The following is a 22,087-nucleotide window of genomic DNA, read 5'->3' as shown; positions in this document are numbered from 1 at the left end:
TCTTATTACGGTTTTAAGGTTACGGCATCGCCGTTATTGAGCAAGCCTACGCCTGTAGTCACAATCACATCGCCAACATCCAATCCGGAAGTGACGGTATAGCGGATGCCGTCATGCACCGGATTGACTTCAATACGGGTAGCCACCGCCTTGCCATTCACTACCCGATAGACAAACAGCTTGTCCTGCAATTCGTAGGTGGCTTCTTGCGGAATGGGAATAGCATCCTGCAAGGTCTGCGGGATAAGTATATTTCCCGTGCTTCCGCTCAGCAGCACCCGTTCGGCGTTGGGGAATACGGCACGCAAGGAGCCACTTCCGGTCTGTCGGTCAAGTACGCCGCTGATGCTCTCAATACGCCCTTCCTTTTCATAGATAGTTCCATCACCCAGTTGCAGACGGACGGCAGGCATCTCTTCCAAGGTTCGGTTGATGGAGCCGTAACAGCGTATCAATGACTGCAATCGCTGCCCCGACATGGAGAAATAGACATACATCTCCGAATTATCCGATACGGAAGTAAGCGGTTGTGCCGAACCGGAACTGACCAATGTGCCCACGCGGTAAGGGATGGTGCCTATTACTCCGTTTGCGGGACTCTTTACTTCTGTATAAGAAAGGTCGTTGTGGGCATTCACCTCCTGCGCTTTGGCTTGTTCCAACGCGGCTTCGGCCACGAGAAGCGCATTGCGGGCTGTGGAGAGGTCATATTCCGAAATGACCTTTTCACGATGAAGTGCCTGCTTGCTTTCGTAGGTCAGCCGGGCGGTCTGTACCTGTGCTTCGGCAGAATGGACATTGGCAATAGCTGTCCGCAGGGCTGCTTGGTAAGGAACTTGGTCTATAATAAACAACCGTTCACCCCGACGTACCTCTTGCCCTTCTTTCACGCATACCTGTTGTATCGTCCCGGACACCTGCGGATAGATTTCAATGTCCTGCCTTCCCTGTACGGATGCGGAATAAGATTCGGTCAGCGTCACTTCTCCTTTTCCTACGGTCATGACCGAATAATTGACTTCTTCCTGCTCCGGTTCCGTTTGGTGACAGGCAGTAAATGATGTTGAACAGAGTATCAACGTACTCAAGAAATACTTTTTCATAAGTTCGATATGTTTTTGTTGTTTCTGTTTAGCAGATAATAAACTAAAATAAGGATTTGTGTCATTATTTCCGATAGGGGAACTGACAGCCAAAGTCCCGGAACGCCGATGACACGCGGTAACACAAGAAAAGCCGGAACTACGAAAACAAGACCTCGCAATAGCATGAGCAAGATGGCGGTCTTGAAACATCCAAGGCTTTGATAGTACCCCACACATACCAAATTGAGAGCGAAGAACAGAAATGCGACAGAGAAATAGGGAAGTCCCTCTTGTGCGATATTAGCGGCGGTCGTTGCGCCGGAAAGGAACAGCGACACAATCCGAGGACTTTCTGTCATGCCTCCCAATGTCATCAACAGTCCACATGCAAAAGCCAGCGATATGGAGAAACGGAAAGCCTGCGTCACCCTCGCCTGCAGACCGGCACCGTAATTGTAGCTGACAATGGGTTGTGCCGATTGTGCGATGGCATTGCCTATCATAAATACCAGCGGGAAGCAGTAGCAAGCAACGCTGAAAGCAGCCACGCCATCCTCTCCAAGGTAACGGATGAAGACAAAGTTGCCCGTAAGCATCATGCACGCAATAGCCAGTTCTCCAATCATGGAAGGTATTCCGAGTTTCACCTGATACCCGATGTTGCGCATTGTCAGGCGTATGCTCTTTACCGTGAATTTTGGTTTGTAGAAATGAATGGTTCTGGCGTATCATTTCCATCAGTGCCGCAGCATCGGTGCAAGTGTCGCAGTGTATTCCTTCTTGGGAATACATCTCTTTCAGCATCAGAAGTAATACCTCATCATTGTCAATGGCGACAACATCATGGAATTTATTGTTATGATAAACAGGTGTATTGCTTGTATATCCAAGCTGTTCTTCAGCTTCCTGCATAGAAATTTCAACTGTGAAACGACTGCCTTTCCCTTTCTTGCTGTCTAAACGGATTGTTCCGCCAAGCATCGACACAATATTACGCATTATGGCAAGCCCAAGCCCGAAACCCTCCTTTGCGGCGGCATTTGATAGACGTTCAAACGCACCGAACGCTTGTTTCTGTTCCTCTTCTGTCATGCCTGTACCTGTATCTTCAACGACCAGTGTCAGAACTCCATTATCATATTCAGTAATCAAAGAAACACCGCCTTCTTCTGTGAACTTGACAGCGTTTGACAGCAGGTTATTCCCGATTTGTATTATTCGCTCTTTGTCGGTCAATACAATGGCATCGTGTCCAGTCTTCACGGACAAGGACAGCCCTTTGTTCACGGCAACAGGCATGAACTCCGTTTCAAGTGTGTGCGTGATTGCTGAAATCCGGCAGGGTGACAGACGGGGCTGTTCCTTGCCGTTGTCCAGGCGGAAGAAGTCAAGCAAAGTGTTAAGCATATCCCGCATACGGTCGGAGGATTGCAGTATGTTTTGGATATACTGCCCGGACTTATCCTCACACTGTTCTTTCCGTATCAGTCCGGCATAGCCTGTTATTGCTGTCAGCGGTGTGCGCAGTTCATGGGTGATAGTATGTACCGCCTTCTTCCTTGACGTTATCAGTGCCTCGTTCCGTTGTACGGATTGTTCCAGTTGCCTTATCAAATCAGTTGTCTTGTGCTTGTATTGTTTAATGCTTTTTGCATCACGATGTATGATGATGTAGGAAATTAACAACAATAGAAGAACGAATCCCATTAAACCGCCTACTTGCATAAATGACTTTTCACGCATGGCAACTATTTCGTTTTCCCGGCTTTGCAGTTCGGTTTGTACCTTTTCTTCTATTTGGCAAATCAATTCTTGCAGTTGTCTGTTAAGTTCTGCATTACGAGCTGCAAGGCTGTCGGCTTGTTCCGACAATTGGCGATCCTGCACTTTCTGTTCGCTGATTACGTTTCTATTGACCGAATGAAGGATAGTGGTTGATACTGCTGGAGTTACTTCCTTTTTTTTGCCGAATATGCCTAAGAAACCTTTTCGTTTTGGCTTTTTGGACTGTTCCTGCACACTTTTCTGTACAATAACCGGAATTTGATTGGCTATCTTCTTGTTAATAGATTGTTGTTCATCCATTAACCGGACTATCTGGAACATCTGTCGTTCCTTATCCTCTAAAAGACTGCGCACACTATCGATGCGCTCTGCTGGATAGGTGGCCTTGAAACGGCAGAGCATACTGTCCATTGCCATACGCCGTGCATGGTAATGCTCGATATCTTTATCGTTCCATTCCAGTATTGTTTCACCCAATAGAGAAAATTTTATCATTTGAATATTGATATTGTTTATTTCTTTTCGGAGCTCGTCTATTTTTTTATTGCCAAGTTCTAATGCTTCTATCTCCTGCCATTCATAGAGGCTATTATATGCCATACATCCGATAAGAATGGAGATAAGTATATATCCCAACCGTATTGCCTTATAGAAATTTCCTGACCGCTCCATTATTTTAATGACATTGATTTTTGGAACATGAATAAAAGTTTATCTTTTTCGTTCATGCGGATATTATCAGAATAACCGTCTTTTGTTATTTGATACCCACATGGCTTAACCATAAAAATGCCTAAGCCCTTAGTGTACGAACTTACTTCTGAGGCATAGTCTTTACTTGTATTTAATGGAACTTTCCCTTTAATATGACACCACTCATTATTACAACTGATGTCTTCAATCTCAGACATCAGTTTTTGCAAATCTGTAATAGCTTTGGAACTCGCTACTTGGGGTATCTGCAACTCAAAACAGAGCATCGGTTCGAGAATGTCCACACCTGACTGTTGCAAAGCCAGCCTGAAGACATAAGGGGTCAGCTGTCTGAAATCAGCAGGTGTACTTACCGGGCTATAATACTCGGCTTGAGTAAAAGTTACTTTCAGATCTGTCACTTCCCATCCATGTAAACCAGATTGGCAAGACATACGAATCCCTTCAAAAACGGCATTTTGAAAAGAATGGTTCAGATAACCATAGGAGATGTCACTTTCGATTTGCAACCCTGCCCCTAACGGTAAGGGTTCAAGAGTCAGCCCTATTGTGGCCCAGTAAGGGTTGGGTGGTACTTCGATCTGAATAATCTTATTGACCTTTTTTATAGGTCGTTCTTTGTAGATAGTCTTGATCTCATCAAAATGGACCTTTACGGAAAATCGTTCTTCCAGCAATGTCTGTATGATTTCCTTTTGGGTCAAACCATATAACGAGATTTCCAATTCATCACTATATGAGTTTATGGAAAAGGACAAAGACGGGTCTTCAATCCACAATGTATTCAGAGCGGATATCACCTTGCTTCTCTCTTCGGGCTTATTTGGCCGGACGGAGGATTTGAGAGCGGGATGCTGATGAGATAATCCTTGAATCAAACAAGGTTTAGCACCTAAATAATCTCCGATTCGAAAATCTTCTATATCTTCTACAATCGCGATATCATTGGCACCCACTTCATCAACATTTATCTCTCTGCCCTGATAAATAGTCTTTAGATTTTTAATCTTGATGAATTTTTCCGAATCGTTGATTCTTACAACGTCTCGAAGTCTCAGACTTCCGTCAATTATTTTAAGAAAACTTCTTTTATGCCCTTTGGGGTCATGCTCTATCTTATAGAGATAAGCTGAAAGTCTGTTTGAGACTGATGCCGGAGGAAGTATAAAAGAAGAAATGGCGTCCAACAACTCATTGATACCGATATTGAACATTGCTGATCCATGTAGCACCGGATAGACTTTGGCTTTTGCCACAAGAGCGATTATCGTATTCCAATAATCAGCCGGTGAAATTTCGCTATCCGCCAAATATCGTTCTAATATATCGTCGTCATGGTTGCATACAAATTCTTTGTATTCTTCCTTTATATATGTTTGGGAGCAAACCGGATAAACCGATCCATCGACAACAGTTTGCATAAACAGGACATCTTGCGACAGATTTGTTTTTATATCCATATACAAACGCTCCAAATTCACACCGGCACGGTCAATCTTATTGATAAATATAATTGTCGGGATTTGCAGCTTTTGTAAAGTACTGAACAGCAACTTTGTCTGCGCTTGTATGCCTTCCTTTGCGGATAAGATGAGGACTGCTCCATCAAGCATTTTGAATGTCCGCTCCACTTCCGCAATAAAATCCATGTGTCCCGGAGTGTCAATGATATTGCATTTCACTCCATTCCAGATAATAGATGTCGTAGAAGCCCGGACAGTAATTCCTCTACGTTTCTCTATATCCATAGAGTCCGTTATGGTGTCACCATTATCCACACGGCCGCACTTTTCCGTTGCTCCACTGGCAAACAGCAGATTCTCGGTTACGGAAGTTTTTCCTGCATCAATGTGAGCAAGAATTCCTAAATTTATAATATTCATTTGGATTAAGCAATAATATACTACAGTAGATGCATTGTCGAAACGCACCTTTTAATACCTCCTCGTAGCATATGAGAACTACAGGATTACTAACTCGTATTAATATGTATATTATTACTGCCGCATAACGATTACAAAATTACACAAAATCTCTGGAAAAGACGAATAAAAAGGGACAAATGTCTTCGTAATGCCTGTCAATAAGGCGTTTGCGAAGACAAATGAGGACAGGCGAAAAATCGAGGTAACGTAAAGGAAAGCGGATTTATGAAGAAGAACGGTCTCCAAATCATTACCCGCCGAATGGTGATTTTTAACACACCGTGTTGTATTTGGCAGCTTGTGGCACAGGTTGGCATATCAAGGTCTAACTCGTTGAGTAATAACTTTGCAAACAAAAAACGAGTATGGCAAGAAGCACATTCAAGGTTCTGTTCTACGTGAACGGCAGCAAGGAGAAAAACGGTATTGTCCCCATCATGGGACGAGTGACAATCAACGGGACTGTGGCGCAGTTCAGTTGTAAGCAGAACATCCCGAAAACGCTTTGGGACGTGAAAGGAAACAAGGCGAAAGGCAAGAGCCGCGAGGCACGAGACATCAACCTTGCCCTTGACAACATCAAGGCGCAAATCATCAAACATTACCAGCGCATTTCAGACCGCGAGGCATTTGTTACGGCTGAGATGGTGCGCAACGCCTATCAGGGAATCGGCAGCGAGTATGAGACGCTGCTAAAAGCATTCGACCGTGAGAACGAAGTGTTCAAGAAACGGGTAGGCAAAGACAGGGTAATGGCTACCTATCGGGCACGTGTACGGGCAAGAAACCATGTAGCCGCCTTTATCAAGTCGTTTTACAGACGCAGCGATATGTCCATGTTGGAACTTACTCCCGATTTCATCAAGGAGTTCGCCGCATACCTCTCGACTGAAGCCGGATTGCGGAACGGTTCGATATGGGCAAACTGTATGTGGCTGAAAGGCGTGGTCATGAAAGCGCATTATAACGGGTTGATACCGCGCAATCCTTTCATCCAGTTTCATATCAGCCCCAATGTGAAAGAACGGGAATATCTGACGGAGGATGAACTGAAAGCGGTCATGACACATGAGTTTGCAGACAGCAAGCTCGCATACATCCGTGACATTTTCATCTTTGCCAGTTTCACCGCCTTGTCATTCGTGGACATTCAGGAACTGACGAATGACAACATCGTGGAGGTGAACGGCGAGAAGTGGATATTGTCCAAACGCCACAAGACAAAAGTCGCCTTCCAAGTGAAGCTGCTGGATATACCCTTGCAGATAGTCGAACGCTACCGACCGATGCAGAAAGACAATCGTATATTCCCCGGCTTGAACTATTGGTCTATCTGCAAACCGTTGAAACGGATGATAAGGGAATGTGGCATAACCAAGTCAATATCATTTCATTGCAGTCGTCATGGCTTCGCAACATTAGCTTTGAGCAAGGGGATGCCCATTGAAAGCGTAAGCCGTGTGTTGGGACATACGAATATAGTCACGACCCAACTCTACGCAAAGATAACCACGCAGAAGCTCGACAACGACCTGACCATGTTCGGCGACAAACTGAGTAAGACGTTTAACGGAATAACGATGTCATGAGTATGAGAAGAAACAGCATAACAGTGAATGAATCCGGCAATATCATCATGCCGGAGAATGTCTCAAACATTTGGATGAGCGAGCCGGAATTGGTGGAACTGTTCGGAGTAATTGCTCCGACACTTCGTTCTGCCATCAGAAACATCTATAACAGTGGAGCATTAAAAGAATACGAGGTACAGAAGTATGTTCGGCAGGAGAACGGGTATCATGCCGATGTGTTCAGCTTTCCGATGATAGTCGCACTTGCTTTCCGCATTGACAGCTTCGGTGCGGAACAGGTGCGCAATGCCATATTTAAAAGGCTGTACTTGCGAAAAGAGAAAACAAATATCTTCTTTTCGCTGGGTATAAATGGTTGGGATATGTCTAATTATCAGGCATAAGTTCTAATGATATGACGACATGAAGTAGTGAGACCTATGCGTATTCCCATTGCCAACAATGTATTTATACGAGTATGTGAATAGGTGTATTGCCATTCATACGTACGATTACGACAAACCCGAAGAAAAATCCATTAGAATGGCATTTCTTCGGGCTTTTGTTGTATGTCATAAAGCCAAATCCAAGAAAATCTTACGTGAGGTATGCGTGAGTTGTTAATCCGTTCTGCGCTAATTGCCGAGTTTTGCACTGATTAAACAAAAAAATGAAGTGCTAATGAAACAAGGCAACTTTGAAAATGAGGAGTTTATCCGTGTGGGTACTACCCTCTACAAGTTAGTGAACCAGCCCCGTCTGAACGGAGGCTATGTGAAGAAGCGCATCGTGTGGAACAACGAAACACTGCGGCAGGACTACGGCAAGGACTATCTCGCCACCGTGCCGAAGTACGACGGCTTCTGCACCGTCCCCGACCATGTGGACTACCGTCCCGTGGTGGACAAGTTCCTGAACCTCTACGAGCCGATAGGACACCGTCCGCAACAAGGCGAGTTTCCCTGTATCCGGTCATTGGTGCGCCATATCTTCGGTGAACAGTATGAATTGGGCATGGACTATCTTCAATTGCTCTACCTGCAACCCGTGCAGAAACTGCCTATCCTGCTGTTGGTATCAGAAGAACGCAACACGGGCAAGAGTACATTCCTGAACTTCCTGAAAGCTGTGTTTCAAAACAATGTCACTTTCAATACCAACGAGGACTTCCGCAGCCAGTTCAATTCCGACTGGGCAGGAAAACTGCTCATCGTGGTGGACGAGGTATTGCTCAACCGCAGGGAGGACAGCGAGCGGTTGAAGAACCTCAGCACCACACTTTCCTACAAGGTGGAAGCCAAAGGCAAAGACCGTGACGAGATAGCGTTCTTTGCCAAGTTCGTGCTATGCTCCAACAACGAGTATCTGCCTGTTATCATTGATGCAGGTGAAACACGCTATTGGGTGCGCAAGATAGACCGTCTGCAATCCGATGACACAGACTTCCTGCAAAAGCTGAAAGCTGAGATACCTGCCTTTCTGTATTACCTGCAATACAGACAACTTTCCACCGAAAAGGAAAGCCGTATGTGGTTTGCGCCCTCTTTGCTGCATACCGAAGCCTTGCAGAAGATTATCCGCAGCAACCGCAACCGATTGGAGATAGAGATGTGCGAACTTATCCTTGACATTATGGAAAGTGTCGGCACGGACACATTCTCGTTCTGCCACAACGACATTCTTCTTTTGCTGGTACATTCGCAGGTAAAGGTGGAGAAGCACCAAGTCAGAAAGGTATTGCAGGAATGTTGGAAACTTACTCCTGCCTCTAACGGGCTTACATATACCACTTACCAATTCAATTACAATCGGGAGTGCCGATATGAGCCGATAAAAAGAGTCGGTCGTTTCTACACCGTCACAAGGGAACAACTTGAATCCCTGTAATACTATTCTTTTTTTGTTGAATTGATGAATAATGATATAACCATACTGATAATAAACAGCATACACTCTCAACAAATTCTCAACAATCGAAAAGAAAAGTTGAGAGGGAAACAGCATCAGTTTGTTGGATTCTCTATTTGTGAGTGGTTTGTTGAGAAGATGTTGAGAATATAAAGCATTAACGTATAGGACAATACATATCTCATTCATCAAATCAACGTTTTTACAGTCATCATCAAATCCATAGAAATTATATCATGAACATCCAAGAAGCAAAACAAATCAAAATTGCGGACTATCTGCAAAGTTTGGGTTATTCGCCCGTAAAGCAACAGGGAAACTGCCTGTGGTATAAATCCCCGTTCCGTCAGGAAACGGAAGCCTCGTTCAAGGTGAACACCGACCGCAACCTGTGGTTCGATTATGGACTGGGAAGAGGTGGTAACATCATCGCACTTGCAGGGGTACTGTACGCATCCGACCATGTGCCTTATCTGCTTGGCAAGATAGCGGAACAGGCACCACACATCCGTCCCATATCTTTCTCTTTTCGCCAGCAGGCATCCGAACCGAGTTTCCAACATTTGGAGGTGGGCGAACTCACCCATCCGGCATTGCTCCGATACTTGCAGGAACGGGGCATAAACATCGCTTTGGCAAAGGCGCAATGTAAAGAGCTCCACTTCACCCATAACGGCAAGCCCTATTTCGCCATCGGTTTTCCGAATGTGGCGGGAGGATTTGAAGTGCGTAACCGTTTTTTCAAAGGCTGTGTCGCACCCAAAGACATCAGCCATATTCGGCAACAGGGAGAAGCGAGAGAGAAATGCCTTGTATTCGAGGGCATGATGGACTATCTTTCATTCCTCACGTTGCGGAAGAGGAACTGCTCGAACTTGCCCGACCTTGACAGGCAGGATTACGTCATCCTCAATTCGACCGCCAATGTTTCCAAAGCTATAGATGTGCTGCACGGGTATGGACGTATCCACTGCATGCTCGACAATGACGAGGCGGGAAGAAAGGCGTATCGGGAATTGGAAAGGAAGTTCGCCGGACGCATCCGCGACTTCTCCGACAACTACAAAGGGCATAAAGACCTGAACGATTACCTGCGTGGAATCCGGCAGAAATTAGCCGTTAGTCCACCGCCAAGAACTATCGTAAAACCCAAGAAGAAAGGGTTGGGATTATGACATCCCGAATGAGAAAAACGGGAGATGCCCGAAACTCATTCCTTAAGGATTGGGAGGTAGCAAGTTTGTGTTTCGGGTGTACCGAAACCGCTTGCCACCCACCATCCAAATTGCAGGAGGTGGCATCCCGTCGGTCTATACAGTTGAATCAGTAACCGAATTAAAAGGAATAAAATATGGAACAGACAAAGGAACACAAGGAACGCAACAAGGGAGGTCGCCCCAAGAAGGAAGCAACCGAGAAACTGAAATACCGTATCGCAGTGAAAATGACGGCAGCCGACTACTTCCGCCTGCTGACACGATCGCATGAGGCGGGCGTATCACCAAGCGAGTACATGAGGGAATGTTTCCGTAACGGTCATGTGAAAGAACGGCTGTCGGAGGAACATGCCGGATACATCCGCCAACTCTGCGGCATGGCTAACAATCTCAACCAGCTTGCGCGTAAGGCAAACGCCGGAGGCTTCCACGATGAACGGTGGGACTGCAAGGTGGCAGTGGCAAGGATTCATGAACTTATAACCAAGATAGGGATATGATGGCGAAAATCGTAAAAGGAAGCGACTTCAAGGGTGTGGTGGATTACATCATCGACAAGAAGAAGGATACGCAGATAGTAGCAAGCGAAGGCTTGTTTATGGAAAATCTGGAAACTATCGCCATGAGTTTCAATGCCCAGTCACGGATGAACGATAAGGTGACAAAACCTGTCGGACATATCGCGTTGAGTTTTTCCAAAGAGGATGAGTTACGGCTGACGAACCGTATCATGGCAGGCATCGCGCTTGAATATATGGAACGGATGGGAATCAAGAATACGCAGTTCTTCATCGCCCAGCATTTCGACAAGGAGCATCCGCACGTGCATATTGCTTTCAACCGCATAGACAACAACGGCAATACCATATCGGACAGGCACGAGCGTCTGCGCAGTACCCGCATCTGCAAGGAATTGACCTTGAAATACGGCTTGCATATGGCTGGCGGAAAGGACAATGTCAAACGCAACCGCCTGAAAGAGCCAGACAGGACGAAATATGCGCTTTACGACATCATCAAAATGGAAGTCGGCAGATGCGGCAACTGGAACGTGCTTATCGCCAACCTGAAACGGCAGGGAGTGGAAGTACATTTCAAGCATAAGGGGCAGACCAGCGAGGTGCAGGGTGTTGTATTCTCCATGAATGGCTACCATTTCAACGGCTCCAAAGTGGACAGGCGTTTCAGTTATTCCAAGATTGACGCGGCTTTGCAGCACAACAGATGCAGGGAACGTATGGGAATAACAGCCGGAATATATGAAACGGCTACACCAAGCGCACCGTCCGGCACGGCACAAAGCGAGTTGTTCAACGGCTCTTGGGGATTGCTAAAAAGCAGTGGCTCATCTTATAACGCTGCTGATGCGGAAGCCAATCAGGAAATGGTGGATATACTTCGCAGAAGGAAGAAAGTTAAGCGCAAGAGAGGTGTTGGGTTCTAATATTCTGTACTAATCCAATTCTCACGACACTTGCGCTCTATATTCATTCGGAGTGTAACCTACCTCTTTCTTGAACAGTCGGGTAAAATGTTGCGGGTACTGAAAACCGAGATTATAGGCGATTTCATTAACGGTGTCGTCTGTAGATGCAAGTTCCGTCTTGGCTATTTCAATAGACTTGTCATGAATGAAATGCAGGGCGGTTGAACCTGTTTCTTTTTTCAATAAATCACTGAAATAGTTGGGCGAGAGGCAGAGCTTGTCTGCACAATACTGTACAGTGGGCAAGCCTATCCGTTTAGCAGCCCCATCATGGAAGTATTCGTCAAGCAACCGCTCAAATCTTGCGAGGATGTCTCGGTTTTGGTTGTCGCGTGTGATGAACTGGCGGTCATAGAAACGTGTGCAGTAATCAAGGAACGTCTTGATGCTGTCTGTGATGAGGTTCTTGCTGTGACGGTGTATCGGATGGTTCAATTCATATTGAATCTTGTGGAAGCAATCCATGATGATTTGCCGTTCTTCCACACTAAGGTGCAATGCCTCGTTTGTCTCGTAGGAAAAGAACGAATATTCACGCATTATCCGCCCGAGAGGTGTATTCCGCAGCAGGTCGGGATGGAACATAAGCAGGTAGCCATCTGGTTGGAACTGCATGCCGTTATCTTCCGCACCGAACACCTGTCCGGGCGCGATAAATATCAGTGTGCATAATTATTCCTAAGTCTGTGAAACCGGAACGCATGAAGCAGAATCTCGACATATTAGACTTCACCCTGTCGGCCGACGACATGGCACGGATAAAGACGCTGGATACCGACAAGCCTTTCTTACTCGGCTCGCACGAAGATCCAGAAATCGTAAAATGGTTCATGCAGTACAAAAACGCCTGAACATCAACAACCATATTTCGATAGCCGCTATCGACTATATTAAGAAGTTATTCGTATATGCCTTTATTGTAATCCGTCATGTACTGAGTAAATGTTTTGCCTGTTTGCTGTTTGAAGAAGCGCATGAGATGGCTCGGATCAGAGAAATTGAAATCATCCGCCATTTCACTGACAGTGCGGTTGGAGAATAGCAATTCGTTCTTCAGTTCCTCAAGCAGACGTTGTTTTATCAAATGGGTAGCTGATACTCCGAATTGGGCTTTTACTGAGTTATTGAGTGTGATGCGACTGACATGAAGCATGTCTGCATATTCCTGCACCCGCTGGTGGGTGCGGATATTCTGTTCCAACAAGTCCTTGAACCGAAAAGCGAAATTGTTTTTAGCAATTTCAGCGGGCAAGCAATAGGCGGCAGCGTATGTACGATTGATAATCAGCAAAAGATAATATAGTAAGGAAACAATGATATTGTACGTATCGGACACTGGATTCATCAGCTCATACTTAATCTTTCCGAGCAGCCGCATATATTCCTTCATTTCGTCATGTGTGGCATTGATGTAAGGCGGCGTATCTGTCTGGTAACAATACAAAAGGCGAAAAACGAAGAACTTGTCGGCGATAAAAGTACGCATGAAATCTTCGCGGAATATAAGGAACGTGTAATCCAACGCCGTCTCATCTACATGCCACTCTTGTTGCTGATGGGGTGAAAGCAGGAGAACCATGCCGTCGCGCAGTTCAATCTTGCGGAAGTTCAGTAGCAAATATCCGTTTGCCTTACGGAAAAAGTAGAAGCTGAAGAAGTCTGTCTTAAACCGCTTGTTTTCTGTCAGCACAAGTCCGATGTCCTTGTTTATGGCAGTATTGATGTAAAAATCCACGCCGCAGCGTGTCTTGTTGAACGGTACGCTGACCAGTCGATCAGGGTTGATTATCTCGTCCATATCCTTGTCGTTTTTGCAAAGATAATAATTTCATTTATCAAAATGGCATAATTACCGTTTTTTCAGGCATAGATGTTTCGCCGGATTCTTCCGAACTTTGCACCCGTAATCAATAACAAGACATATAGTCATGAAAAAGACATCCACAGTACAATTGGTGCGCAATGCCACCTTGAAAATCAGGTATGCGGGACACACCATGCTAATTGACCCCGTTTTAGCCGACAAAGGCACTTTGATATCGGCCCTCGGTGTGAATAAAACACCGAGGGTACACCTCACCATTCCTATTCAGGATATTATCGGAGGCGTGGACATGGTGCTCCTGACCCACAATCACATCGACCATTACGAGCCGAGTGTCCCCACACATTTGCCCAAAGAAATTCCTTTCTACGTTCAGCCCCAGGACGCGGACGCCATCAGAAACGACGGATTTACAAATGTGATACCCATCGAAGAAATAAAAACAATAGACGGCATATCCATTTACCGCACGACCGGACATCATGGTTTCGGGCAGATCGGGCAGATGATGGGACCTGTATCAGGTTATGTGCTAAAAGCCGAGGGCTTCCCGACCGTTTATATAATGGGTGACTGCCGATGGGAAGCATGTATCCGAGATACCGTGGAACGGTTCAATCCTGACTATATCGTGGTAAACTCCGGAGGTGCAATCTTTCCCGAATTTTCCAAAACGGACGGTCCTATCATCCCCGACGAGAACGAAGTGATGCAGATACTTGACGAATTGCCTTCGCATATCAAGCTGATAGCCGTACACATGGATGCCATCGACCATTGCCAGACCACCCGTGCAATTCTGCGCAATGAGGCAACGCATCACGAAGCCGACATGAGCCGGCTGATTATCCCGGAGGACGGAGAAACAGTTGTGTTATGAGTGTCTGCATTAAATCCCTGATAAAAAACATGAACATAGTGGTAGGGTGCACTATAGGATGCCCTTACTGCTATGCCCGTAACAACTGCCGCCGTTTCCACATTACCGACGACTTTTCCGTGCCTGAATACATGGAACGAAAACTGCGCATCATCGATACGTCCCGTCCTCATGTGTGGCTCATGACAGGAATGAGCGATTTCTCCGATTGGAAGCCTGAATGGAACGCAGAAATTTTCGAGCGGATCAGCAGCAATCCCCAGCACGCCTATATCTTTCTGACGAAGCGCCCTGACAAAATCAGTTTCTCCTCTGACGACGAGAACGTATGGATGGGCGTGACCGTCACGCGCAGTTCCGAGAAAAGGAGGATTGATGATTTGAAAAAGAATATCAAAGCACGACACTACCATGTCACGTTTGAACCTCTCTTCGATGATATCGGCGAGATTGATTTCGAGGGAATTGACTGGATTGTCATAGGCACAGAGACCGGAAACCGAAAAGGAAAGTCATATTCGCGCCCCGAATGGGTGCTTAGCATTGCAGAACAGGCAAAGGCTCATGGCATACCGGTGTTCATGAAAGAGGATTTGCTGCCGATTATGGGCGACGAAAGAATGATTCAGGAATTGCCGGAACAATTTACCAGACGAATACAATGAATATGGATACAATAAAGGAAATAGATGTAAAGAGTGTAATGACCAAATCCTCTCTGCCGGTGGGAGGATATTCGGTCAACCCTTATGTAGGGTGTCCCCACGCCTGCAGGTATTGCTACGCATCGTTCATGAAACGGTTCACCGGGCACACCGAGCCGTGGGGTACGTTTTTAGATGTAAAAAACTGGAAGCCGATAACGAATCCTCATAAATACGACGGTGAACGTGTTGTAATAGGGTCTGTGACGGACGGTTACAATCCGTATGAAGAAGAATTCCACCGTACCCGAAGGCTGCTCGAAGAGCTGCGAGGAAGCGATGCCGAGATTATGATATGCACAAAGTCCGATCTTGTCCTTCGCGATCTCGACCTGTTGAAGAGTTTTCCCAAAGTGACTGTGTCATGGTCTGTCAATACGCTCGACGAGCAGTTCTGCGCAGATATGGACAACGCCGTAAGCATTGAACGCCGTCTGAAAGCGATGCGTCAGACATACGAGGCAGGTATCCGCACCGTATGCTTCGTCTCGCCCATATTCCCCAGAATAACAGACGTGAAGGCAATAATAGAGGAGGTAAAAGATTATGCTGATTTAATCTGGCTTGAAAACCTGAATTTACGCGGGCAGTTCAAAGGCGGGATAATGACGTATATCCGTGAGAAGTATCCTGACCTCATACCGCTTTACGAGGAAATTTACAATAAAAAAAGGCTTGAATACTGGCAGGCATTGGAGCAGGACATTTCAAATTACGCCAAGGAGCAGGGCTTCCCGTATCGTATAAACGATCTGCCATACGGACGCTCGGAAAAAGGCAAACCTGTCATCGTAAACTACTTCTACCACGAAAAAATACGATTGACAAAATGAGGCTATGCCGGACTGATGCAGAAAAGTTGTAGCGCGGATAAAAGCACCATGTATGTGGATAATATCCGGCAATCTTCCGAGCGTATGCGGGAGATGCTCAACACGCTGCTGGATTTCTTCCGTCTGGACAACGGCAAGGAGCAACCCAACCTTTCCCCTTGCAGGATTTCCGCAATCACGCATATTCTTGAAACGGAGTTCATGCCCATTGCCATGAACAAGGGTCTGACTTTGATAGTGGAGAGCCACACCGATGCGGTGGTTTTGACCGACAGGGAACGTATCCTGCAAATCGGCAACAACTTGTTGTCAAACGCCATCAAGTTCACGGATAACGGTAGTGTATCATTGGCAGCGGATTATGATAACGGTTTGCTGAAACTTATCGTTGAAGATACCGGTACGGGCATGACCGAAGATGAGCAACAACGAGTATTCGGTGCATTTGAACGTCTTTCAAATGCCGCCGCAAAAGACGGCTTCGGATTAGGATTGTCCATCGTGCAGCGTATTGTGGCGATGCTCGGTGGAACTATACGCTTGGAAAGCGAGAAAGGCAAAGGGAGCCGCTTCACGGTGGAAATTCCCATGCAGACAGCCGAGGAACTGCCGGAACAGACAATTCAAGCGCAAATGCGCCATAATCATATCTGCCATGATGTGATTGCCATCGACAATGACGAGGTACTTCTCCTTATGTTGAAAGAAATGTATGCCCATGAAGGGATGCACTGCGATACCTGTACCAATGTTTCGGTACTGATGGAGCTGATACGAAAAAAGGAATACAGCCTGCTTCTGACGGATCTGAATATGCCTGAGATAAGCGGTTTTGAACTGCTGGAACTGTTGCGCTCATCCAATGTAGGCAACTCGAAGAGTATTCCCATAGTCGTGACAACCGCTTCGGGCAGTTGCAGCAAGGAGGAACTTATAGGGCGTGGATTTGCCGGATGCCTGTTCAAGCCGTTCTCCATATCCGAACTGATGGAGATTACGGATAAATGCGCATTAAGCAGCATATTGGATGAAAAGCCGGATTTTTTCACTCTGCTATCTTATGGCAATGAATCCGTCATGCTGGACAAACTGATAGCGGAAACCGAAAAGGAAATGCAGGCGGTCAAGGATGCAGAACAGCGTAAAGACCTCCAAGAACTGGACACACTTACACACCATCTGCGAAGTTCATGGCAGATTCTCCGTGCCGACCAGCCATTGAGGGAACTTTACGCCCAACTTCATGGAAGTGCCACTCCAGATGACGAAGCGATATGCAAAGCGGTGACCGGCTGTGCTGGATAAAGGTGCTGAAATTATCCGGCAGGCAAAAGAAGAAAGGAAAAATACGAAAATGGATAAAACAAGAATCATCGTGGTGGAGGACAATATCGTGTATTGCGAGTTTGTCTGCAACCTGCTGGCACGGGAAGGATTCCGTACCGTGCAGGCTTACCACCTCTCGACCGCGAAGAAACTTCTGCAACAAGCCTCAGACGGGGACATCGTGGTTTCTGACCTACGACTACCCGACGGTGACGGCATCGACCTATTACGATGGATGCGCAAGGAAGGCATGACACAACCGTTAATCATCATGACCAACTATGCCGAAGTGCATACGGCAGTCGAAAGTATGAAACTCGGCTCGCTGGACTATATCCCCAAGCAGCTTGTGGAGGATAAACTTATGCCTCTGCTTCATACCATCCTGAAAGAACGGAGTATCGGACGAAATCGTATGCCCGTTTTTGCCCGTGACAGTTCCGCCTTTCAGAAAATCATGCAACAGATAAGATTAGTTGCCCCTACTGATATGAGCGTGCTGATATTCGGAGAGAACGGCACGGGCAAGGAGCATATCGCCCACCATCTGCATGATAAGAGCAAAAGGGCAGGGAAACCGTTTGTGCCTGTGGACTGCGGTTCACTCTCCAAAGACCTTGCGCCCTCGGCATTCTTCGGACATGTCAAAGGCGCGTTTACGGGTGCGGACAGCACAAAGAAAGGATACTTCAATGAGGCAGAGGGTGGCACATTGTTCTTGGATGAGGTAGGCAATCTCGCATTGGAAACCCAGCAGATGTTACTCCGTGCCATACAGGAACGGAGATACCGCCCTATAGGTGACAAGACGGACAAGAGCTTCAATGTCCGCATCATCGCCGCCACCAACGAGGATCTGGAGAAAGCGGTCATTGAAAAACGTTTCCGACAGGATTTGCTGTACCGTTTGCACGACTTCGAGATAACTGTTCCGCCCTTGCGTGACTGTCAGGAGGACATCATGCCGTTGGCGGAGTTCTTCCGTGAGATTGCCAACAATGAATTGGAATGTAGCGTGACTGGGTTCGATGCGGAAGCCCGTAAGACATTGCTGACCCATCCGTGGCCGGGTAATGTCCGTGAGCTTCGGCAGAAGATAATGGGCGCGGTGTTGCAGGCACAGACGGGAGTTGTCATGAAAGAGCATCTGGAACTTGCCGTAACGAAACCGACCTCACCTGTCAGCTTCGCCTTGCGAAACGATGCGGAGGACAAGGAACGCATCTTACGCGCGTTGAAGCAGGCAAACGGAAACCGCAAGGTTGCCGCCGAATTGCTCGGAATCGGACGTACAACGCTGTATAGCAAGTTGGAAGAGTATGGATTAAAGTATAAATTTCAGCAATCATAGCCCGCAACTTGCCGAAAATAGAAGTAACGGTCAAACCGGATTATTCAGCGAAGATAAAAAACGTCCTGTGATAAAAATCATGGGACATTTTGATGTGTATCCGATTTTTATTGCTACTTTTGTACCAAGACGAGAGACATTGACAGCAACTCACAGCAGAACGTAGAAATAGACAGGGTTGCCAAATCATTACCTCATTTTTACCTTATCCTCAGAACTGCTTGCTAATAAAGTGGTTATAAAAATCTTCCAGAATTACGAAAAAAAATATATCTAACAAAAGTGGGAGGATTTTTTAACTTTTTACCATAGACATTTTATTAGGGAAGCGTAGGTTCAACTGGCAAGTACAAATAAGTAGAAATGTTTGAACAACACCGTTTTAGGAAGTTGAAAAATCAAGTTTCTCTCTCGGTATAGCGTTTATTTTGGCCAATATCTTCTTTAGTTTAGCATTTGTGTATTTCCCATTCGTGTTCTATTTAGCTCCTTATTATGAGTATGTAGCAAGTTACTTATCAAATTCAGCCTCTTTGAGGGTCAAATATGGTTTTGCAAATGGTGACTGACAAGACATAAACAAGGTCAGCAGGAATTTTTTACATAAATGGACATGAATGTATATAACCTAAAATAAGAATAAATTTTAATAAGGGCTGCCCAAAAAGAAAAAAATGCAGTTGCCATCCTATAGATACTTGCAGAAAGGATAAAATTTACTTTTAGACCTTTTGGGATAGCCCTTATTAATACTTCAGATAAAATTCCTTAGGTTATATTTTCAATCCTTTGGACCGGGTTTCCTCCTTGGCATACAGTCCCGGACGCCCGATTATGACATGGTTGGCAACGATACTATCCGCCGGACTGCGTATCTGCGGCGGTGCATTTTCGGGATATTGCGCCTGCCTGTTCCTCACATCTTCCGCTTCCGGCTTGAGCTGTTGCCCTTCATTCTCCTTTTCTGCGACTTCGGGCGTGGGTGGCGCAAGCTCCAGCTGAATTTTTCGGTCAAGGGCGGCAAGTTCGGACTTCAACTGCTTCAGCTCGTCCTCCTTCTTCCACACCTTACCCGCTATCTCCTGTAACTGCGGTATCTCCATCTCCAGCACCTCGTTCTTCGCCTTGTACTGGTCGATGATGGAGGGTATCCTCTCCATCGCGTTGAGGAAGTTGCGGGCGGCGGCCAACGGGTCAGCCATCGCCAGATGCCCGTTGTTGTAGGTGTACTTGTAGTTCCCCTCGACCACGAAGCGGTTGTCGGTGAACTCCAATCCCTCTTTGAGTATCCTTTCGCTCACCACCTTTATCGGAAAACCGTAAAGTTCACCGACCTGCGTGTACAACCCTCCGGTCGTGGCATTCTTGGCTATCTCCTGCAAACGCTTTCCGATGACCTTCTCATCGGCGGAATCCACTCCGTCCACCTTTATTATATTAAGGCGGTTGCCCTCCTTGTCGGTCTGCACCACCGACAGGAAGCGGTTCCAGTCCTCCGTCATGGCATCTATGAAAGCCGTGTTGTTGCGCAACTCGCCGGTCTTTGACTCCAGCTTGAACTCCGAATCACGCTTGCCCTTGTTGAACGACTTGCGTTCCCCTTCGAGCGATGCGATCCGCTTTTCCAGTTTCGCCTTGTCCAACAGGTCGGTATTGCCGGAGAGCAACGCCATGTATTCCGAGAAATTCATGCCCGATTTTTCGTCCATTGCCCCCTCGTCGATGGTACGCGCACCCATCGCACCGCTTTTGAGCTGGCTTATGAAAGTCTGCTTGCAGTGCAGGAGGTTGAACTTGTAGCTGTCCAGTGACTTCTCCACCGCGTAGATGATTACATCCACGTTGTTCCCGGCGAAATGTTTGGCAATCTCATTACCTGCCCTAACTCCGCGTCCGTCACGCTGTTGCAAGTCGGACGGTCGCCACGGCGTATCGAGATGATGGATAGCCACACACCGTTTCTGGGCGTTCACACCCGTTCCGAGCATAGAGGTAGAGCCGAACAGCACACGCACCGTCCCGGCGTTCATGGCGTCTATCACCGCCTTCCGCGCCTTGTCGGTCTTGCACTCCTGAATGAAGCGCACCTCGCTTGGCGGTATACCGTAGTCCTCCGTCAGTTTGCGCTTGATTTCCGAATAGACGTTCCACCCGTCGCCCGGCTGGTATGTCCCCAAATCAGAGAAAACGAACTGCGTGCCTTTCTGGGCGTCGTATTTTTGATAATACTCCGCGATCATCTTGGCACAGTGACTCGCTTTGTTGTCGGGATGATCTTCGTAATTCGGGTCTATCATGCGCATGTCGAGTGCCATTTTCCGGGCATAGTCCGTGGCGATGAGCATCTTCGCCTTTTCTTCCGTTTCCGAAAGCGGCAGCCTGCCCAACAAGGTGGCATCGCCCGTCTTGGCGAACTGCATCAGTTTCTGTATGAAGTCCTCCTGTTCCGGCGTGGGCGGTATATGGTGCAGTATCTCGTTCTTGGCAGGACGGTCAACGCCCACATCCTCCGCCGTGCGGTAGTCCGTGATTTCATTATAGAAGGCGGCAAGCTCCGGCACTTTGATGAAGTAGCGGAAACGCTCCTTCTGGACCACATTGTTCGTCACGTTAAATTCAAAATCCGTCGTCTTCTTGGCAAATATCGCCGCCCAAGCGTCGAAACACCTTATGTCCTGCCGTTCCAGCTCCTTCGGGCGCAGGTACTTGAACAGCAGGTACAATTCAGTCAGTGAGTTGCTGATAGTCGTGCCGGAGAGGAAGGTCGCACCCAAGTCTTTTCCTGTGCGCTCCTGTATGGTGCGTATGGCAAAGAGCATGTTAAGTGCCTTCTGGCTTCCCTCGCTGTTTCCCAATCCCGCCACACGGTCGTGGCGCGTGTTGAAAGTCAGATTCTTGAACTGGTGGCTCTCATCTATGAAGATGTGGTCGATGCCCATCTGCTTGAAATCCACCACGTCGTCCGTGCGTGACTTTATGGCGTGTTCCACCTTCTCCAGCTTCGCTTCAAGGTTGTGCTTGCGCTTCTCCAATCCTTTCAGCATCGCCCGCGACACGTTCTTTCCCTGCTGCCGTAGCACTTCGAGGTTTTCCTCCACCGTGTCAAGCTCTGCTTGCAGGATGCGCTGCTGCAATTCCGGCGACTGCGGTATCTTGCCGAACTGGTCGTGCGACATGATGACGCAATCGTAGTCGTTGTTCTTTATATTATTGAAGAAGCGCACACGGTTGGCGGTCGAAAAGTCCTTCTCCGAAGCGTACAGAATACGTGCGTTGGGATATGCCGCCTGATAGGTGGCTGCAATCTCCGCAACGTTGGCTTTCAGCCCGATAATCATCGGCTTGTGTGCCAAATTCAGACGCTTCATCTCATGCGCGGCGATGCACATTATCAGCGTCTTACCGGTTCCACAGGCTAAGCGCAAAGCGCCTTGCCGTCCTTTCGGACGGTAGGTTTCTAAACGCTCGCCACCGAAC

Annotated in this window: 16 protein-coding genes and 3 pseudogenes; 12 read left to right on the top strand and 7 right to left on the bottom strand. The window is 47.0% G+C overall.

Annotated features, from left to right (window positions below; translation table 11 throughout):
* Positions 1 to 5: 5 nt before the first annotated feature.
* The 4 genes and pseudogenes from DW121_RS09910 to tet(Q) form a co-directional block, all read right to left on the bottom strand.
* Positions 6 to 1,103 (bottom strand): efflux RND transporter periplasmic adaptor subunit, encoded by a 1,098-nt coding sequence (locus DW121_RS09910; RefSeq protein ID WP_117588714.1) that lies wholly within the window; start codon positions 1,101 to 1,103, stop codon positions 6 to 8.
* Positions 1,100 to 1,681, bottom strand: coding sequence for an MATE family efflux transporter (locus tag DW121_RS09905; RefSeq protein ID WP_233555800.1), 582 nt, complete (start codon positions 1,679 to 1,681; stop codon positions 1,100 to 1,102). The genes DW121_RS09910 and DW121_RS09905 overlap by 4 nt, the downstream gene beginning before the upstream one ends.
* Positions 1,682 to 1,775: 94 nt before the next feature.
* A pseudogene (locus tag DW121_RS09900) lies at positions 1,776 to 3,542 on the bottom strand (hybrid sensor histidine kinase/response regulator); the annotation flags it as partial.
* Positions 3,542 to 5,467, bottom strand: coding sequence for a tetracycline resistance ribosomal protection protein Tet(Q) (gene tet(Q) / locus DW121_RS09895; RefSeq protein ID WP_004291466.1), 1,926 nt, complete (start codon positions 5,465 to 5,467; stop codon positions 3,542 to 3,544). The gene tet(Q) and the pseudogene DW121_RS09900, both read right to left, overlap by 1 nt.
* 407 nt (positions 5,468 to 5,874) lie before the next feature.
* Here tet(Q) and DW121_RS09890 point away from each other — a divergent pair, with 407 nt between their 5' ends.
* From DW121_RS09890 to DW121_RS09865, 6 genes are all read left to right on the top strand, one after another.
* Positions 5,875 to 7,098 (top strand): site-specific integrase, encoded by a 1,224-nt coding sequence (locus tag DW121_RS09890; RefSeq protein ID WP_005775881.1) that lies wholly within the window; start codon positions 5,875 to 5,877, stop codon positions 7,096 to 7,098.
* Complete coding sequence (locus DW121_RS09885) at positions 7,095 to 7,484, top strand: hypothetical protein (RefSeq protein ID WP_004328110.1); 390 nt, start codon at positions 7,095 to 7,097, stop codon at positions 7,482 to 7,484. Before DW121_RS09890 ends, DW121_RS09885 begins: the two co-directional genes overlap by 4 nt.
* A 277-nt stretch (positions 7,485 to 7,761) precedes the next feature.
* Positions 7,762 to 8,967 carry a primase-helicase family protein gene (locus tag DW121_RS09880; RefSeq protein WP_004328112.1) on the top strand — a complete coding sequence of 402 codons (1,206 nt, stop codon included), beginning with the start codon at positions 7,762 to 7,764 and terminating at the stop codon, positions 8,965 to 8,967.
* A 257-nt stretch (positions 8,968 to 9,224) separates the two neighbouring features.
* Positions 9,225 to 10,163 (top strand): toprim domain-containing protein, encoded by a 939-nt coding sequence (locus DW121_RS09875; RefSeq protein WP_005775883.1) that lies wholly within the window; start codon positions 9,225 to 9,227, stop codon positions 10,161 to 10,163.
* Positions 10,164 to 10,339: 176 nt separating this feature from the next.
* Positions 10,340 to 10,705: a MobC family plasmid mobilization relaxosome protein gene (locus tag DW121_RS09870; protein ID WP_004329306.1), complete on the top strand. Its 366-nt coding sequence runs from the start codon at positions 10,340 to 10,342 to the stop codon at positions 10,703 to 10,705.
* On the top strand, positions 10,702 to 11,649 hold the full coding sequence (locus DW121_RS09865) for a relaxase/mobilization nuclease domain-containing protein (RefSeq protein ID WP_007560543.1): 948 nt from the start codon (positions 10,702 to 10,704) through the stop codon (positions 11,647 to 11,649). Before DW121_RS09870 ends, DW121_RS09865 begins: the two co-directional genes overlap by 4 nt.
* A 21-nt stretch (positions 11,650 to 11,670) precedes the next feature.
* Here the strand turns inward: DW121_RS09865 and DW121_RS09860 are convergent, their stop codons facing one another.
* A complete protein-coding gene (locus DW121_RS09860; RefSeq protein WP_118323671.1) occupies positions 11,671 to 12,330 on the bottom strand; it encodes a helix-turn-helix domain-containing protein in 660 nt (219 codons plus the stop codon).
* A gap of 62 nt (positions 12,331 to 12,392) precedes the next feature.
* Between DW121_RS09860 and DW121_RS15725 the strand changes: the two genes are divergently transcribed.
* Positions 12,393 to 12,542, top strand: coding sequence for a hypothetical protein (locus tag DW121_RS15725; protein WP_004329303.1), 150 nt, complete (start codon positions 12,393 to 12,395; stop codon positions 12,540 to 12,542).
* A 47-nt stretch (positions 12,543 to 12,589) separates the two neighbouring features.
* Here DW121_RS15725 and DW121_RS09855 read toward each other — a convergent pair whose 3' ends face one another.
* A complete protein-coding gene (locus DW121_RS09855) occupies positions 12,590 to 13,489 on the bottom strand; it encodes a helix-turn-helix domain-containing protein (RefSeq protein ID WP_004329302.1) in 900 nt (299 codons plus the stop codon).
* Positions 13,490 to 13,619: 130 nt separating this feature from the next.
* On the opposite strand from DW121_RS09855, the gene DW121_RS09850 reads away from it, so the two are divergent.
* The 5 genes and pseudogenes from DW121_RS09850 to DW121_RS09830 all read left to right on the top strand — a co-directional run bounded on the left by DW121_RS09850 (position 13,620) and on the right by DW121_RS09830 (position 18,610).
* Positions 13,620 to 14,396, top strand: a complete 777-nt coding sequence (locus DW121_RS09850) for an MBL fold metallo-hydrolase (protein WP_004329300.1) — start codon at positions 13,620 to 13,622, stop codon at positions 14,394 to 14,396.
* Entirely contained in the window at positions 14,393 to 15,061 is a 669-nt protein-coding gene (locus DW121_RS09845; RefSeq protein WP_004329299.1) for a radical SAM mobile pair protein A, read from the top strand. Before DW121_RS09850 ends, DW121_RS09845 begins: the two co-directional genes overlap by 4 nt.
* Complete coding sequence (locus DW121_RS09840; RefSeq protein ID WP_004329298.1) at positions 15,058 to 15,933, top strand: radical SAM mobile pair protein B; 876 nt, start codon at positions 15,058 to 15,060, stop codon at positions 15,931 to 15,933. The genes DW121_RS09845 and DW121_RS09840 overlap by 4 nt, the downstream gene beginning before the upstream one ends.
* Positions 15,934 to 17,295, top strand: a pseudogene (locus tag DW121_RS09835) (hybrid sensor histidine kinase/response regulator); the annotation flags it as partial. It abuts the gene before it with no gap.
* Positions 17,288 to 18,610 carry a sigma-54-dependent transcriptional regulator gene (locus DW121_RS09830; protein ID WP_005775887.1) on the top strand — a complete coding sequence of 441 codons (1,323 nt, stop codon included), beginning with the start codon at positions 17,288 to 17,290 and terminating at the stop codon, positions 18,608 to 18,610. The pseudogene DW121_RS09835 and the gene DW121_RS09830, both read left to right, overlap by 8 nt.
* Before the next feature lie 773 nt (positions 18,611 to 19,383).
* Here DW121_RS09830 and DW121_RS09825 read toward each other — a convergent pair.
* Positions 19,384 to 22,020: pseudogene (locus tag DW121_RS09825) on the bottom strand (helicase-related protein); the annotation flags it as partial.
* Positions 22,021 to 22,087: the final 67 nt, after the last annotated feature.

This window comes from Bacteroides sp. AM10-21B, assembly GCF_003472565.1.
Lineage (GTDB): Bacteria > Bacteroidota > Bacteroidia > Bacteroidales > Bacteroidaceae > Bacteroides > Bacteroides propionicigenes.
This window is presented reverse-complemented; position numbering and strand designations above follow the sequence as displayed.